The organism is Nocardia sp. GTS18 (assembly GCF_013839555.1).
In the GTDB taxonomy this organism is placed as follows: Bacteria; Actinomycetota; Actinomycetes; order Mycobacteriales; family Mycobacteriaceae; genus Nocardia; species Nocardia rosealba.
Genome location: NZ_JACBIU010000018.1, coordinates 21,211 through 36,897 on the forward strand (window position 1 = coordinate 21,211; position 15,687 = coordinate 36,897).

The following is a 15,687-nucleotide window of genomic DNA, read 5'->3' on the forward strand; positions in this document are numbered from 1 at the left end:
TTCTCCCCGGCTCTCACTTCACCTCCCGCTCCAGCTTCTCGGCGGATTCCACTGCCACCCTGGCCTTCTCGACCACATCGGCACTCACCGACTGCCCCGTCACCGCCAACCATCCGTCCAGCACGAGGCTCCCGTATCGATGCCCGTGTCCGTCCGACACCCCTTGCGCGTTGGTCAGATCCGCCGTGACCTGCCAGAACGTCACGAACGGCGCCCATCGCATCTGTGTCGACACATCGTCACCACGCGGTTCACGCAACCAGTCCGGCCGGGTGAGGATCAGGTCCGCCGACCACCACACGATCGGGTCGGAGGGATGCTGCAGGTAGGCGATGCGGGGCTCGCGCCATACCTCTGGGGAGTCGAAATCCGTTGCGTCATCGGCGAACCGGACGACCAGCCCGTCGGCGTACACCGGCGCCACCTCTCGTGAACCCGGATCGCGCCGGGCCACGAACTGCCGCCACAGCCGATTGGAATTGGGCGGCCCCACCCACAGCGCCCCGTCGACCTTCTCCCGCAGATCGGCCAGCCCGTCGAAGGCCTCCTCCGACCCCTGCGACCCGAGGCTCTCCCCGTAGACGAACAGCTTGGGCCGCAACTGTTCCGGCTGCGCCGACCACCGCCGGTACACCGCGTCGAACAGCTCACGGCTCGCCGCCGCAGCCTTCTCCCGGTCGGACAGAAACGACAACACGCTGGGCAGATACGAGTACTGGGTGGCCACGATCGACGTGTCACCTCCGTAGAGATATTCGAGCGAACCGGCTGCCATCCCATTCACCCACCCGGTCCCGGTGGTCGTCACCAGCACCATCGCCGCCCGCTCGAAGGCTTTGGTCCGCTCGAGTTCGGCCACCGCCAGCTCGGCCGCCGTCTGCTCCCCGCGCACCGATTCCAACCCCACATAGGCCCGGATCGGTTCGCGCGCAGGCCTTCCCGTCACCGCGGCGATGTCGGCGGCATCGGGACCGTTGGCGACGAACCACCGCCCTTCGAAACCGAGTGTCTCCCAGGGCGCGAGCGAAGCCGGGCTCCCGGACTTCTCCGGTGCCACGGGCTGCACCGCGTACTCGGTGGTCCGGTCGTTGCGCACACTGAACGCGGAGTTGGCGACGGCGAAGAACGCCCGCGAGGCCACCCCGTTGAACACCGTCACCGCGAACACCACCAGCACCAATGCCCCGGCCGACGGCGCCAATTCGCGTGGCACCCGCACCCACTGGTTGAGCTGACGGGCCAGCACGAGGATCAGCGCGCGCACCGTTCGGTACACCGCGACCACCGCCACCCCCACGGCCACACTGAGCAGCCCGGTCCGCAGATACGCGGGGGTGGTCGTGCCCTCCATCCCCATCAGCGAGGTGATCTCCCGCTGCCAGCGCGCCGACTGCACGAGCATCCCGGCTGCCGCGACCGCGCACACCACCAGCACCACGGCCTTGATGGCGTATCGCACCCGGTCAGGCGGCCCCGCCAGCGGGATCCGTGGCCGCGCCCACCGCCGCAACCCCCACTCGAGCAAGCACCCGAGCCCGTAGCCGACGGCCGCGTTGATCCCACTGATGAGCCCCTGGAACAGCCAGTCGCGCGGCACCAGCGACGGCGTCACCGACAGCGCGAAGAACAGGGTGGCGACGACGAGTCCGGGGTAGTTCAGGTCGACGATGTCCTCGACGCGCCGCACCACCCGCTTGCCGCGCGTACGCAGCGTGACGAGGGTCGACCCGGTCGCAGACACCGATCAAGTATGGCTGGCGGGCGCGCCAGGGGCAGTCGTTGTGAGTGGTGGGTCGGTCACTTTCGGCAAGTACCCATCGCCGGTGAGTAGTTTCACGCGCCCGCGCGAATCCTGCGCCGCCCATGCTTGTTCCATGAGCACACCCAATGCCAAGCCGAAGAACACCACGGCCTACATGGCCCAGGCCGCAATCGCCTTCGCCGTCAGCCTGTTCGGCACCGGCGCGGGCATCGCCTACCTGCCGCTGGACGGCTGGCAGCGCGCCTTCCTCGCCATGTCGGGCCTGTTCCTGGTGACGAGCTGCTTCACCCTCGCCAAGGTGGTGCGCGACCAGCAGGAAACCCAGACCGTGATGAGCCGCCTCGACGAGGCACGCATCGAACAGCTGATCGCCGAACACAATCCGTTCAAGTCGGTGTCGTAGCCGCAAGTAGCCGATCGAGGGGTTCGGCTACTTCAGTTGATGCTCGGTGGCCGCGGATTCGTCGAGGAACAGCCGGATCCGCTGCGCCAATTCCGGTGTGTAATCCGGTGGTCGAGCGATCGCTGCCCAGGCATCGGGCACCAGATTCCCGTAATTGTGGCCGTGTCCGTTCGAGACCGATTGCGCCCGTGGCAGATCCGCCGCCACCTGCCAGAAGGTGACGATCGGATACCACGACATCGCCGGTGACACATCGGGACCACGTTTCTCGGTGAGCCAGTCGGGCCTGCTGAACAGCAGGTCGGGCGACCACCACACCACCGGGTCCGAGGCGTGCTGCAGATACACGATGCGCGGATCGGTCCAGTTGTCCGACGGCCGGGCGAGCTGATCGGCGCTGGCGGCGAAGCGCACCGAGAGCCCGTCGGCGAAGATCGGGGTGATCTCGTCGGTTCCCGGATCACGGCGGGCGACGAATTCCGACCACAGCCGGTTGGAGTTGGGCGGGCCGACCCAGAGCACACCGTCGGTGCGGTTGCGGATGTCGGCCAGCCCGGAGAACGCGCCCTCCGACCCCTGGGAACCGAGGCTCTCCCCGTAGACGAGCAGTTGGGGCCGAGCGTTCTCGGGCAGCGTCGACCAGCGCTCGTACACCTTGTCGAACAGCATGCGGCCCATGCTCATCGACTTGTCCCGGTCGGACAGGAACGACAGCGCACTCGGCAGGTACGAGTACTGGGTGGCGACCAGAGCGCTGTCCCCGCCGAACATCAACTCGACCGATTCGGCGCTGGTCGAGTCGACCCAGCCGGTGCCGGTGGTGCTGATCACCACCAGCACCTTGCGGTCGAAAGCCTTGGTTCGTTCGAGTTCGGCCACGGCCAGATCGGTTTGCGCCTCGAATCCGTCGGCCGATTCCAGCCCCGCGTATACCCGGATGGGTTCGCGGGCCGGTTTGCCGGTGACCTGGCTGATGGCGAGGGCGGTCGGTGCGTTCGAGACGAACCAGCGGCCTTCGGAACCGAGCGTTTCCCACGCCGCCAGCGAGCCGGGGCTGCCGGACCGTTCGGGCAGCGTCGGCTGGATCGCGTGCGCGGAAGTGTGGCTGTTGCGCGCGCTGAACGCCGAATTCGCCACCGTGAAAAAGGCTTTCGCCAGCACGCCGTTGAACAGCAGCACCGCGCCGATCACCACGATCAGCACCCCGAGCGGTCGCGCGAACGACGCGGGCACCCGGATCCACTGATTGAGACCGCGCGCCACCCCACGCACCAACTTGCGCACTCCACGCGCGATCCAGATCAGCAGCCCCACCACGGCGGCGCCGAGCAGCACCGTGCGCGCGTACGAGTCCGAAACCGGCGCCATCCCCATCAGATCGGTGATCTCGCGTTGCCAGCGACCCGATTGGATCGACATCAGCACCGCGAACACCACGCACGCCACCACGATCAGCGCCTTCACCGCCATCGGCGTCCACCGCGGACGCTCCGCCCACCACGCGGCGAGCTGCTCCGGCACCGTCACCCGCGGCACCACCCACCGCCGCCAAGCCCAGGCCAACGCACACCCGAGGCCGTACCCGATCGTGGCATTGATACCGCTGACCAGGCCCTGGAAGAACCAGTCGCGCGGCAGCAGCGACGGTGTGAGCGACCAGCCGAACAGCATGGTCGCCACGAGCAACCCGGTGTAGTTCGGGTGGAAGAACCGTTCCGCCAGGTGCACTCCGCGCAACAACGGATTGTCGGCGGGTGCAGCGGTGGCGCCGGTGGGTGCCGAGCTCGTCTCCGATGTGGTCAAGCTCGGCTCCTCCTGCTCTAGGTGTGCGCTCCGAACAGCTTAGGCAGCGTGCCCTCGAAAACCTCACGCAATTCCGCGAGCGTCACCGAGAACTGGCCCTGCACCTCGATCGAATCCGAACCCTGGTCGACCACGCCGATGCGCACCCACGGCAGCTGCCGCGCGTCGCACATCTTGGTGAACCGGGTCTCCTCCGAGCGCGGCACCGCGACGAGCACGCGCCCGGCCGACTCGGAGAACAGCTGCACGAACGGGTCGCTGCCCTCGGGAAGCACGATGCGGCAACCGGTTTCACCGGCCAGCGCGGCCTCGACGACGGTCTGCGCGAGACCGCCCTCGGACAGGTCGTGGGCGGCCGAGATCATGCCGTCGCGCGAACCGGAGACGAGCACCTCCGACAGCAGCTTCTCCCGGGCCAGGTCGACCTTGGGCGGCACACCACCGAGGTGACCGTGCACCACCTGCGACCAGATGGAGCCGTCGAGTTCGTCGTGCGTGTCGCCGAGCAGGATCAGCGACTCACCCGGCTCGAGGCCGAGGCCGGTCGGGATGCGTCGGTGCACGTCGTCGATCACGCCGAGCACGCCGACCACCGGGGTGGGCAGGATGGCGTCCTTGCCGGTCTGGTTGTAGAAGCTCACGTTGCCGCCGGTGACCGGGATGCCGAGCGCCGCGCAACCGTCCGCGAGACCGCGCACGGCCTGCTGGAACTGCCACATCACGCCCGGGTCCTCCGGCGAACCGAAGTTCAGGCAGTTGGTGACGGCCTTCGGGGTGGCGCCGGTGGTCGCGACGTTGCGGTAGGCCTCGGCCAGCGCCAGCTGGGCGCCGGTGTAGGGGTCGAGCTTGGTGTAGCGGCCCGAGGCGTCGGTGGCCAGGGCGATGCCACGGCCCGAGGTCTCGTCGATGCGAACCACGCCCGCGTCGGCGTGCTCGGCGAGCACGGTGTTGCCGCGCACGTAGCGGTCGTACTGTTCGGTGATCCACTTGCGGCTGCACAGCTGCGGGCTGGCCAGCATGGTCAGCAAGGTTTCGCGCAGCTCGTCGGCGGTCTTGGGCCGGGGCAGGTTCGTGGTGGTGTCGGCGATCAGCGCGTCCTGGTAGTCCGGGCGCTGCACCGGGCGCTCGTACACCGGGCCCTCGTGGGCGACGGTGCGCGGCGGCACGTCGACCACGGTCTCGCCGTGCCAGCTGATGACGAGGTGGTCGCCGTCGGTGACCTCACCGATGACGGTGGCCAGCACATCCCACTTCTTGCACACCGCCATGAACGCGTCGACGTTCTCGGGGGTGACCACCGCGCACATGCGCTCCTGCGACTCGCTCGACAGGATCTCGGCGGGGGTCATGTGCTTGGCGCGCAGCGGCACCTTGGTGAGGTCGATGTGCATGCCGCCGTCGCCCGCCGCGGCGAGTTCGGAAGTGGCACAGGACAGTCCGGCGCCGCCGAGGTCCTGGATGCCGACGACCAGGCCGGCCGCGTACAGGTCGAGACAGCACTCGATGAGCACCTTCTCGGTGAACGGGTCGCCCACCTGCACGGCGGGCAGCTTCTTGCGGCCGGTGCCGGACTCGTCGCCGGAGAAGCTGTCGGAGGCGAGCACCGACACGCCGCCGATGCCGTCCAGGCCGGTGCGCGCGCCGAACAGGATGATCTTGTTGCCCGCGCCGGAGGCGAAGGCCAGGTGCAGGTCTTCCACGCGCATCGCGCCGGCGCACAGCGCGTTCACGAGGGGGTTGCCCTGGTAGGAGGCGTCGAACACCGTCTCGCCGCCGACATTGGGCAGGCCGAGGGAGTTGCCGTAGCCGCCGATGCCGCGCACCACCCCGTCGACCACGCGACGGGTGTCGGGGGCGTCGGCCGCGCCGAAGCGCAGCTGGTCCATCACCGCGATCGGGCGCGCGCCCATGGCCATGATGTCGCGCACGATGCCGCCGACGCCGGTGGCCGCGCCCTGGTACGGCTCCACGTACGACGGGTGGTTGTGGCTTTCGACCTTGAAGGTGACGGCCCAGCCGTCGCCGATGTCGACCACACCGGCGTTCTCGCCGATGCCGGCCAGCATCGAGGCCTTCATCTCGTCGGTGGTGGTCTCACCGAAGTAGCGCAGGTGCACCTTCGAGGACTTGTAGGAGCAGTGCTCGCTCCACATCACCGAGTACATGGCCAGCTCGGCGTCGGTGGGCCGACGGCCGAGAATCTCCTTGATGCGGGCGTACTCGTCGTCTTTGAGACCGAGTTCCTTGTACGGCTGCGGAGCATCCGGGGTGGCTGCGGCGGTGGCGACGGTGTCGACCTGCAGTGTCACGGGAGACCAGGGTCCTTTCGGCCGGGGGGAACTTGGCTCCGAGTCTATCGGTAGGGCCGTCGCGGCCCGCCGCCTGTACTCCCCGGCCGCCGGTGGTGCGCGGATCCGGTCTGATCACACTTGCGGTTCGCCGCGGTGAGCACCCGTTACGCTGGCGCCGTGAACGAAAGTCCGGGGGTTGCCGAGCAGGTAGAGCCGCCGTTTTCCGCGCGCATCGCGTCGGGCGCCCGGGATCGGGAACAGAACTCGCGGCCGGGTCGGCAACGGCGCCTGCTGGCCGCCGCGATCGCGTTGTTCGTGGTCTCCGGCGTGATCGCCTTCGCCGCGAACTGGTGGACCGCCTTCATCGACCTGCAGGTGTACCGCACCGGTGCCCGTGTCTGGCTCGACGGCGGCGACCTCTACGGACCGATGCCGCCGGTGCGCGGGCTCGGGCTGCCGTTCACCTATCCTCCGCTCGCCGCGTTGTTCTTCGTCCCACTCGCCCTGTTGCCGCTGGTCGCGGCCGAGGTGCTCGTGCTCACCACCTCGTTGCTCAGCCTGGCGATCGCGCTGTGGCTCGTGCTCATCCGGGTGCGGCCCGAGTTCGACCGGATCACGGTGCTCGCCGTGGTGATCGCCGGTCTCGGCTTGGCGCAGTTCCTGGAACCGGTGCGGCAGACGGTCAACTTCGGGCAGATCAATCTGATCCTGATGGCGGCGGTCACCGTCGACATCCTGGTGCGCAAACCGTTCTGGCCGCGCGGAATGCTGATCGGCATCGCCGTGTCGATCAAGCTGATCCCGGCCGGTTACCTGCTGTATTTCCTGCTGCGCCGCGATTGGAAGGCCGCGGCGACGCTTGTGGTTTCGGCCGCCGGCGCCGTCGGCGTCGGCTTCCTGCTCTTCCCGAGTGATTCGGTCGAGTACTGGTTCCACACCGTCACCGACACCGGCCGCATCGGCACTCCGTATTTCGCCGGGAACCAGTCGATCAAGGGCACTCTGTACCGACTGGGCATCGACTCCTCGGTGGCCACCGCGCTCTGGATCCTGTTGTCGGCGTTGACGATCACGCTGGCAGCGATATGGATGTACCGGCTCATCGAGGCGGGACGTGACGTGGCGGCCATGCTGGTGAACGCCGCCGCGATCCTGCTCGTCTCGCCTGTGTCGTGGTCGCATCACTGGGTGTGGGTGGCCCTGGCGCTGGTCGTCGCCGTCGACCTGGCGGTGCGCAGGCGTTCGCGCGCGTTCACGACGCTGGTCGCCGTGTTCACGGTGGTCTTCATCATCGGCCCGCAATGGTTGCTGCCGCACAACCGCGATCACGAGCTCGACTGGGCGTGGTGGCAGCAGATCATCGGAAGTAATTACGTGTGGGCCACTTTCGCGGTCCTGGTGTACGCCGTGATCACCTATCGGCCTCAGTCCAGTGGCGTCGGGGTGAGGAAGGCGGCCAGCGCCGAGGCGTAGGCGGGGATGTCGGCGGCGCCCATCAGTTCGCGGCACGAATGCATGGCCAGCTGCGGTGCGCCCACGTCGACGGTGGATATGCCGGTGCGGGCCGCGGTCATCGGGCCGATGGTCGATCCGCACGGAAGGTCGGCGCGGTGCACATACCGCTGCAACGGCACCTCGGCCTGGGCGCACGCCAGCGCGAACGCCCCGGCCCCGGCGGCGTCGGTGGCGTAGCGCAGGTTCTGGTTGACCTTGAGCACCGGCCCGCCGCCGACCTCGATCCGGTGCGCGGGTTCGTGCCGGTCGGGATAGTTCGGGTGGGTGGCATGGGCCATGTCACCGGAGGCGACCACCGAACCGGCAAGCGCGGCAAGGTAGTCCGCGCGTCCACCGCCACGGGCGAGCACGATCCGCTCGAGCACGGCAGGCAGCAGATCCGATTGGGCGCCGCGATCGGACTGGCTGCCCACTTCCTCGTGGTCGAACATCACCAGTACCGCCGTGGCCGCGCCGGGGTCGTCGGCGGCGGCGAGGAACGCCTGCAGTCCGGCGTAACAGGTGCCCTGATTGTCCAGGCGAGGCGCGCTCACCAGGTCGTGCCGGCGGCCGACGATGGTGCTCGGCGCCAGATCGTGGGTCATCAGTTCCCAGCCGAGCACCGAGCCGCCGTCCACCCCGGCACGCTCGGCCACGAAATCCAGGAACGAGGCGGGCGAATCACCGATGCCCCAGATGGCGTTCACGTGGCGTTGCGGGTCGAGCGTCACCCCGCGCCGGTCCTCGGACAGGTGGATCGCCAGCTGCGGCACCCGCAGAATCGGTTCGTCGACGCGCACCAGCACGTCGCGCATCCGTGCACCGTCGCGCACACTCAGCCGCCCCGAGATCCCCAGCTCCCGGTCGAGCCACGAATTCAGCCAGGCACCGCCGTAGGGCTCGAGCCCGACCAGCTGCCACCCGGACCCGGCCAGATCCGGATGCTGCTTCACCCGCAGATTGGGGCTGTCGGTATGCGCCCCGACCACGCGAAACGGGTCGGCGGGCGCCGCGTCGTAATCGGCCCAGGCGATCAGCGAACCGCCACGGACCACATAGTGTTTCCCACCCGCGTCGTCCCAGGACTGCGCCTCGGTCAACGGCGTGAAGCCATTGGCATCCAATTCCGCCGCGACGGTCGCGCACACATGAAAAGGCGACGGCGAAGCATCGATGAACGCACACAATCCACTGGCCGTGGCCGCAGTCAGAGATACCGGCATAGGGCCGATCCTAGGGGCAATACCGTCGGCTCCGGCGGCCGAACGCCGGGACCGGCACCCGCTACTGGTCGGCGATCACCGCGAGCGCAGCCACGAGATCGTTGTAGCGTCGGGCTCCCAGCCGCGCCTTCAACTCCTCTTCGGCCAGCTGTTCCTCGCGCCGGATCTTGGCCACGAGCTTGGCGCCGAGGCTGCTCAGTCCGATGAGAATCCGGCGCCGGTCATCGGTTGCCGCGACGCGGAAGATCAGGCCGCGCTCGGCGAGATTGTCGGCGTGCCGGGTGGCCGAGGACGGGGCCAGGCGGGCCTGCGAGGCCAGCTCCGACATGGTCACGCCGTGCTCGGTGGACAGCTGGGTGAGAATCGCCCAGTGGTCATCGGTGAGATTGTCGGCCGACAGCGCCGCGTCTAATCGGCGAACCCAATTTCGCTCTGCCGAGCGCAGCGCGCCGTGCAGTGTGGAACAGCCACTTATGATGGACACCGATCGCATTCCCACCTGCCGAGAAATTCATTCGAACAATGCTGCTCGAGCTAGGCGATAGAGTACAGAATGCCCACCTTCGACGAGAGCCGGGATGAGACGATCGAGATTCTCTCGATCGTGCCCACCCAGGGCCCGGGTGGCATCATCGCACCGTCGTGTACTGCGGCGATATCGCTTGCGGTAGACGAAATCAACAGCGGCACAGGAATTCTCGGCCGCGAGATCCGGCTCACGACCATCGACGGCGGCCGCCCACCGAGCGTGGTCGCCAATGAAGTCGAGGCATTGCTCGCCACCGGAATGGTCGGCGCGATCACCGGCTGGCACACCTCGGCCGTGCGCCGTGCGGTGGCCACGGCCGTCGACAGCCGGGTGCCGTATCTGTACGCCACCGATCACGAAGGCCTGCCCGACGAACGCGCGGGCGTGCTGATGGTCGGCGAACATCCCGATCACCAGACCGTGCCCGCCGCCGCGTGGATGGGCCGGGAGCTGGGGGTGCGCCGCTGGGCGGTGATCGGCAACGACTACGTCTGGCCGCGCCAGACCGCGCACGCGCTGCGTCGCGCGCTGCCCTCACCCGCCGATATCGTGCTGGAACGCTATGTGCCGATGGGCACCACGGATTTCGCGAGCTTCCTCGACGAACCCGCCCTGCTGTTCGCCGACGCCGTCCTGATCCTGATGGTCGGCGCCGACACCGCCCGCTTCAACAAGCAGTTCACCGCCGTGGGACTACCGACTTTCCTGCCGCGCCTCAGCCCCGCCGTGGACGAGAACGTGCTGCTCAGCGCGGGGCCCGGCGCCAACACGAATCTGTATGTCGCCTCGAGTTTCTTCCTCGACCACAGCGACGACCGCCGCGCCCGCTACCGCCGCCACCAGGGGAAATTCGCCCCGGGGCTCACAACGTTCGGCAACTCCACCTATGAGGCGGTGCATCTGCTGCGCAGCGTGGCCGACACCGTCGGCACGCTCGACGTGCCGACCCTGCAGGCCCGGCTGGCCGAGGGTCTCGCCGTCGACAGCCCGGCCACCCGGCGCGGTTTCCTCGGCAATCAGGCCGTCGGCCCCACGCACCTGGCGCGGGCCGACGGGGTCGACTTCGACATCATCGACCGGTTGGACTGATTCAGGCGTTGACGAAGCTGTCGATCACGGAGAAGAACATCCCGAGACCGTCGTCGCTCGGCCCGGTGAGCGCCTCGGTGGCGTGCTCGGGGTGCGGCATCAGGCCGACGACCCGGCCGTCGGCCGAGGAGATACCGGCGATTCCGCGCTGCGAACCGTTCGGGTTCTCGCCGGAGTAGCGGAACACCACGCGGCCCTCCCCCTCCAGCTCGTCGAGCACCTTCGTCGACGCCTGGAAACGGCCCTCGCCCGACTTGAGCGGGATGAGGATCTGCGCGCCGGGCTCGTACCGCGAGGTCCAGGCGGTGTTCGTCGCCTCGACCGTGAGCCATTCGTCCCGGCAGATGAAGTGCAGGCCCTCGTTGCGGGTGAGCGCACCGGGCAGCAGCCCGGCCTCGCACAGCACCTGGAAGCCGTTGCAGATGCCGAGCACCGGCAGGCCCTGACCGGCGGCCCGGACCACTTCGCCCATCACCGGCGCGAACCGGGCGATGGCGCCGCAGCGCAGGTAGTCGCCGTAGGAGAAGCCACCGGGCACGATCACCGCGTCGACATCCTTGATGTCGGCGTCGGCGTGCCACAGGCTCACCGCGTCGGCGCCCGCCAGGCGCACCGCGCGGGCCGCGTCGACATCGTCGAGCGTGCCCGGGAACGTGATGACCCCGATGCGAGCACTCATGCCTCCGCCTCGCTGACGCTCGGCTCCGGCATGAGCGCTGGGGCAGCTGTGCCCATTGTGAGCTCGCTCCGCTCCCTCATGAGACCCGGACGACCTTCCAGTCCTCGATCACCGTATTGGCCAGCAGCGCCTCGGCGATCTGTTCGAGCTGGGCGTCGGAGACGCTGTCGTCCACCTCGAGCTCGAATCGCTTGCCCTGCCGTACATCCGAGATGCCGGCGAATCCCAGACGTGGGAGCGCGCCGACCACGGCCTGCCCCTGGGGGTCCAGAATCTCGGCCTTCGGCATGACCTCGACCACGACTCGTGCCACGCAATGCTCCTCATGTGGTGTGGGGGTTACCTCAGAAATCCTAGTTGACCCGGCCGTCGTGCCAGCCCTCCGGGGTCTGTGGCGCTTAGCATCGGGTCATGCGTATCGCCCACTTCGGCCATTCCTGCATCCTCGTGGAACTGCACGGCGCGAAAGTGCTGTTCGATCCCGGCACGTTCGCGCACGGGTTCGAGGGCATCACCGGTCTGGACGCGATCGCGGTGACCCACCAGCACCCCGACCACATCGACCCGAACCGGATCGCCGACCTGATCGACGCCAATCCGGGCGCCCGGCTGCTGTCGGACCCGCAGACCGCCCAGCAGCGCAGCGAGGGCTGGGAGCCGGTATCTGCCGGTCAGGTTCTCGACATCGGCGACTTACAGATCACCGGTGGCGGCGGCCGCCACGCGGTGATCCACCCCGAGATCCCGGTGATCGACAACACGGTCTTCCAGTTGGGCACCGCCGCCGATCCCGCCCAGCTGGTGCATCCGGGTGACTCGCTGTGGGTGCCGCCGGTGCCGGTCGGCGTGCTCGCCATCCCGGCCGTCGCCCCGTGGATGCGGATCTGGGACACCGTCGACTACCTGCGCGCGGTCAACCCACGCACCGCCCTGCCGATCCATTTCGGCATCATCGATCGCTCCGCGCACGGCATCTACTTCGGCCGCCTCGCCGAGATGGCACCGGCCGGAACCGAGTTCCGGGTGATCGACCCCGAGGACCAGGACCAGTTCTAGCGCGCGTAGGTAATCAGGAACAACGCCTCGGCCAGCGCCATGTGCTCGATCTCGCTCGGATCGACGCTCTCGTTGGGCGCGTGGATGAGGCACTTCGGTTCCTCGACCCCGATCAGCATGATCTCGGCCTTCGGGTAGGTGTCGGCGAAGACGTTGCACAGGGGGATCGAACCGCCCTGGCCTTCCGTCGTGGCCGGTCGGCCGTACGCGGTCGCCATCGCCTCGGACATCGCGTCGCGGGCGGGGCCGTGTTCGGCGGCGACGAACGGTTCGCCGAGCCCCTCCAGTTCGATGTCGAGCCGCGCGCTCCACGGTGTGTGCGCCCGCAGGTGCTTTTCCAATAGTTCGTAGGCGTGTTGCGGGTCGGTGCCGGGCGGGATGCGCAGGTTGAGCCGCGCCCTTGTGCTCGGCTGGATCGCCGCCGACGAGCCGACCACGGCGGGCACGTCCATGCCGAGCACGGTCAGCGCCGGACGGGCCCACAGCATGTCGGCGACGGTGCCGCCGCCGATCAGGTCCACGCCGTCGAGGACGCCCGCGTCGGCCCGGAAGTCCTTGGGCGGGTATTGCACCCCGGTCCACTGCTGGTCGGCGGTGAGGCCGTCGACGGTGGTGTTGCCGTGCTCGTCACGCAGGGACGACAGCAGCTGGATCATCGCCGCCAGCGCGTCGGGTGCGGGCCCACCGAACATGCCCGAATGCATCGGCCCAGCGAGGGTCGTCACGGTGACGACGACATTCACCTGCCCGCGCAGGGTCTGGGTGAAGGTCGGCAGGCCGACGGCGAAATTGCCGCAGTCGGCGACCAGGATGGCGTCGGCGGTGAGCAGCTCGGGATTCGCGACGACGAATTTCTCCAGCCCACCGGTGCCCTGTTCCTCCGAGCCCTCCGCCACCAGCTTGATGCCGACCGGGAAGTCGGGGCCGATCGCGCGCAGGGCCGTGAGGTGGGTGACGATATTGCCCTTGCAGTCGGCGGCGCCGCGCCCGTACCAGCGGCCGTCCTTCTCCGTGAGCGTCCAGACCGGGGTTTCCCATGCCTGGTCATCGAGTGGTGGTTGCACGTCGTAGTGGCAGTACAGCAGCACCGTCGGGCTGCCGGGCGGACCCGGCCGGTGCCCGATGACGGCCTGGCTGCCGTCGGGCGTCTCGTGCAGGCCGACCGTCAGCCCGAGCTCGGTGAAAGCATCGGCCACCCATTGCGCTGCCTGCGTGCAGCCTTCCGCCGGGAATTGGCGCGGGTCGGCCACGGATCGGAACGAAACCAGCTGTGCGAGGTCGTTTTTCGCCTCGCCCATGAGTCCGGAAACCTTGGCGCGCAGCGCGTCGACATCGGGAGCCTTGGTCATCGTGGCCTCACTTCGTCGTGTCGTCGAGATGCAGGGTGTCGAGATGTGCACGGTAGTCGGCCAGGTGCTGCGGGCAGTAGACGGCGATCGCCTGGCCGACCGCCTCGGCGGCCTCCTTCGAGCCGATCACCGGCCGCTGTCCGGGCCCGGACGCGCCATTGCTGAGCGCGGCTTGATATTTCGCCTTGATGTGGGCCGCGTCCGGGTCCTGGCACACCGAGCCGCCGTCGTCACCGAGCGCCGAGGCGATGACATCCGGCTCGGGCGCGGACAGGCCTGCGGCGAGCAAATTGCTGTGCAGCTGTTCGGCTTTCGCGGTCGCCTCGTTGTTCCGGTGGATTTCGTCGAAGGTGAGCAACCCGATCAAGGCGAAAACGACGAGCAGCACGGCGGCCGTGAGGTATATCCAGATCCTGGTGCGGTCGGGGGCATCTGCGGTACTCATCACTGAGCCTCCTGCGGAACGGCGATCTTCCAGCTTTCCCGGCGATTCCGATAGAACAGATAGGGAATGAGCAACCCGACGATGCCCATACCGCCGCCGACAATCGCGAAATACATCAGCGGATTACCGCTACCGAATTGCGAGGGCGGCACGAAACCGATGGCGAACGCCGCCACCGAGGACACCGATCCGAGCAGACACAGCGCGTACAACGCGGGCGCCCGGTAACCACGGGGATGATCCGGGTCGTCGCGGCGCAATTTCGCGGCCGCTGCAAACATCAGCACATACATGATGAGATATACCTGCGTGGTGATCACCGACAGAATCCAGTACGCGCTCGACACATTGGGAATCAATGCGTAGAGCAAGGCGATGGCCGTGGTGAAAACTCCTTGGGCGACCAGCATGTTCTGCTGTACACCATGCTTGTTGAGCCGGGTGAGGACCGGCGGCAGATAGCCCTCGCTCCGCCCGATCAGCAGCAGCCCCTTGGACGGTCCGGCCAGCCAGGTGAGCATCCCGCCCAGCGCGGCTGCCACCAGGGCGATGCCGACGATCGGGGTGAGGAATCCGATGTGAAAGTGGCTGAAGAATCCGTCGAACGCCTGCATCACCCCGGCCGTCAGGCTCAAACTCGCCGAGGGCACCACCCAGCTGATCGCGAGCGCGGGCAGGATGAAGATGACCAGCACCAATCCTGCTGCCAATGCCATGGCCTTGGGGAATTCCTTGCCGGGGTTGCGCAGCGACGACACGTGGACCGCGTTCATCTCCATCCCCGCGTAGGACAGGAAGTTGTTCACGATCAGGACCAGGCTCGCCAGGCCGGTCCAGGCAGGCAGCAGATTCGCCGAGTCCATCGGTGCCGCCGAAGGATTGCCCTGGCCGAGGAATACCAGCCCGAGGACGACGAGCAGCGTGCCGGGAACCAGCGTGCCGATGATCAGTCCCATGCTGGACAACCCGGCCACCGTCGTCGTGCCGCGCGAGGACACATACACCCCCGCCCAGTAGACGGTGATGATCACGATCGCCACGTACGGGCCGTTCGACGCGAGCGAGGGGTGAATGATGTAGGCGAAAGTGCTTGCCACATAAGCCAGCAGGCTCGGATAGTAGAAAATCGTCATGGCGAACTGGCACCACACCGCGAGGAAACCCAGCGGTTTACTCAGGCCGTCGCCCACCCATTTGTAGACACCGCCGTCCCAGCCCGATGCCAATTCCGCCGCGACCAGCGAGGTCGGCATGAGAAAGAGAACGGCGGGAACGATGTAGAGGAAAACACAGGCAAGTCCGTAGACGGCCATTGTCGGTGCGGACCGCAGACTCGCCACCGAACTCGTGGTCATCAGCGCCAATGTCACCCAGGACAGGTATTTCGTGGTGGTCGCGGCTTTCGTCGCGGTGCCCGTCATCAGCGCTGCCTCCTGCCGTGTTCGCACAACTAGCGGAAACCCTCGAATAACGCTCGAGGATCGTAACCGTGTGGCAGCCGACCGGCGGCTTCGAAACGGGCACGATTACAGCGCGAATATTCGGACAGCGAAGGCAGGGGCAG

At 67.8% G+C, this 15,687-nt stretch carries 14 protein-coding genes; 4 read left to right on the forward strand and 10 right to left on the reverse strand.

The genetic code is table 11. The annotated features are described in order from the left end of the window. Positions 1–13 precede the first annotated feature (13 nt). Complete coding sequence (locus HYG95_RS15910; protein ID WP_181698710.1) at positions 14–1,741, reverse strand: alpha/beta hydrolase; 1,728 nt, start codon at positions 1,739–1,741, stop codon at positions 14–16. Positions 1,742–1,874: 133 nt separating this feature from the next. Between HYG95_RS15910 and HYG95_RS15915 the strand changes: the two genes are divergently transcribed. Beyond that, entirely contained in the window at positions 1,875–2,165 is a 291-nt protein-coding gene (locus tag HYG95_RS15915; RefSeq protein WP_067492324.1) for a YiaA/YiaB family inner membrane protein, read from the forward strand. A 27-nt stretch (positions 2,166–2,192) separates the two neighbouring features. On the opposite strand, the gene HYG95_RS15920 is transcribed toward HYG95_RS15915, so the two are convergent. Beyond that, positions 2,193–3,968, reverse strand: coding sequence for an alpha/beta-hydrolase family protein (locus tag HYG95_RS15920; protein ID WP_255495404.1), 1,776 nt, complete (start codon positions 3,966–3,968; stop codon positions 2,193–2,195). Between the two features lie 17 nt (positions 3,969–3,985). Continuing rightward, a complete protein-coding gene (gene purL / locus HYG95_RS15925; RefSeq protein ID WP_181698711.1) occupies positions 3,986–6,277 on the reverse strand; it encodes a phosphoribosylformylglycinamidine synthase subunit PurL in 2,292 nt (763 codons plus the stop codon). A 159-nt stretch (positions 6,278–6,436) separates the two neighbouring features. Here purL and HYG95_RS15930 point away from each other — a divergent pair, with 159 nt between their 5' ends. Continuing rightward, positions 6,437–7,732, forward strand: coding sequence for a glycosyltransferase 87 family protein (locus HYG95_RS15930; protein WP_370465816.1), 1,296 nt, complete (start codon positions 6,437–6,439; stop codon positions 7,730–7,732). Here HYG95_RS15930 and HYG95_RS15935 read toward each other — a convergent pair. Together HYG95_RS15935 and HYG95_RS15940 are read right to left on the reverse strand one after the other, a co-directional pair. Then, the gene (locus HYG95_RS15935) at positions 7,684–8,976 is read right to left on the reverse strand and encodes a M18 family aminopeptidase (RefSeq protein ID WP_181698712.1); all 1,293 of its coding nucleotides are present in this window, start codon (positions 8,974–8,976) and stop codon (positions 7,684–7,686) included. The genes HYG95_RS15930 and HYG95_RS15935 overlap by 49 nt on opposite strands. 61 nt (positions 8,977–9,037) lie before the next feature. Further along, a complete protein-coding gene (locus HYG95_RS15940) occupies positions 9,038–9,469 on the reverse strand; it encodes a MarR family winged helix-turn-helix transcriptional regulator (protein WP_181698713.1) in 432 nt (143 codons plus the stop codon). Between the two features lie 60 nt (positions 9,470–9,529). Between HYG95_RS15940 and HYG95_RS15945 the strand changes: the two genes are divergently transcribed. Next, on the forward strand, positions 9,530–10,594 hold the full coding sequence (locus tag HYG95_RS15945; RefSeq protein WP_181698714.1) for a substrate-binding domain-containing protein: 1,065 nt from the start codon (positions 9,530–9,532) through the stop codon (positions 10,592–10,594). A gap of 1 nt (position 10,595) precedes the next feature. Here HYG95_RS15945 and purQ read toward each other — a convergent pair whose 3' ends face one another. Next, positions 10,596–11,273, reverse strand: a complete 678-nt coding sequence (gene purQ / locus HYG95_RS15950; protein ID WP_181698715.1) for a phosphoribosylformylglycinamidine synthase subunit PurQ — start codon at positions 11,271–11,273, stop codon at positions 10,596–10,598. 76 nt (positions 11,274–11,349) lie between these two features. Beyond that, on the reverse strand, positions 11,350–11,586 hold the full coding sequence (gene purS / locus HYG95_RS15955; RefSeq protein WP_056818769.1) for a phosphoribosylformylglycinamidine synthase subunit PurS: 237 nt from the start codon (positions 11,584–11,586) through the stop codon (positions 11,350–11,352). Positions 11,587–11,684: 98 nt separating this feature from the next. Here purS and HYG95_RS15960 point away from each other — a divergent pair, with 98 nt between their 5' ends. Beyond that, positions 11,685–12,329, forward strand: coding sequence for an MBL fold metallo-hydrolase (locus HYG95_RS15960; protein WP_067492318.1), 645 nt, complete (start codon positions 11,685–11,687; stop codon positions 12,327–12,329). Here the strand turns inward: HYG95_RS15960 and HYG95_RS15965 are convergent. Genes HYG95_RS15965 through HYG95_RS15975 form a run of 3 tightly spaced genes read right to left on the reverse strand, consistent with a single transcriptional unit; the run spans position 12,326 to position 15,544 of the window. Beyond that, positions 12,326–13,678, reverse strand: a complete 1,353-nt coding sequence (locus tag HYG95_RS15965; protein ID WP_181698716.1) for a dipeptidase — start codon at positions 13,676–13,678, stop codon at positions 12,326–12,328. The genes HYG95_RS15960 and HYG95_RS15965 overlap by 4 nt on opposite strands. A 7-nt stretch (positions 13,679–13,685) precedes the next feature. Beyond that, positions 13,686–14,123, reverse strand: a complete 438-nt coding sequence (locus HYG95_RS15970) for a hypothetical protein (RefSeq protein ID WP_181698717.1) — start codon at positions 14,121–14,123, stop codon at positions 13,686–13,688. After that, positions 14,123–15,544 carry an APC family permease gene (locus HYG95_RS15975; protein WP_181698718.1) on the reverse strand — a complete coding sequence of 474 codons (1,422 nt, stop codon included), beginning with the start codon at positions 15,542–15,544 and terminating at the stop codon, positions 14,123–14,125. The genes HYG95_RS15970 and HYG95_RS15975 overlap by 1 nt, the downstream gene beginning before the upstream one ends. Positions 15,545–15,687: the final 143 nt, after the last annotated feature.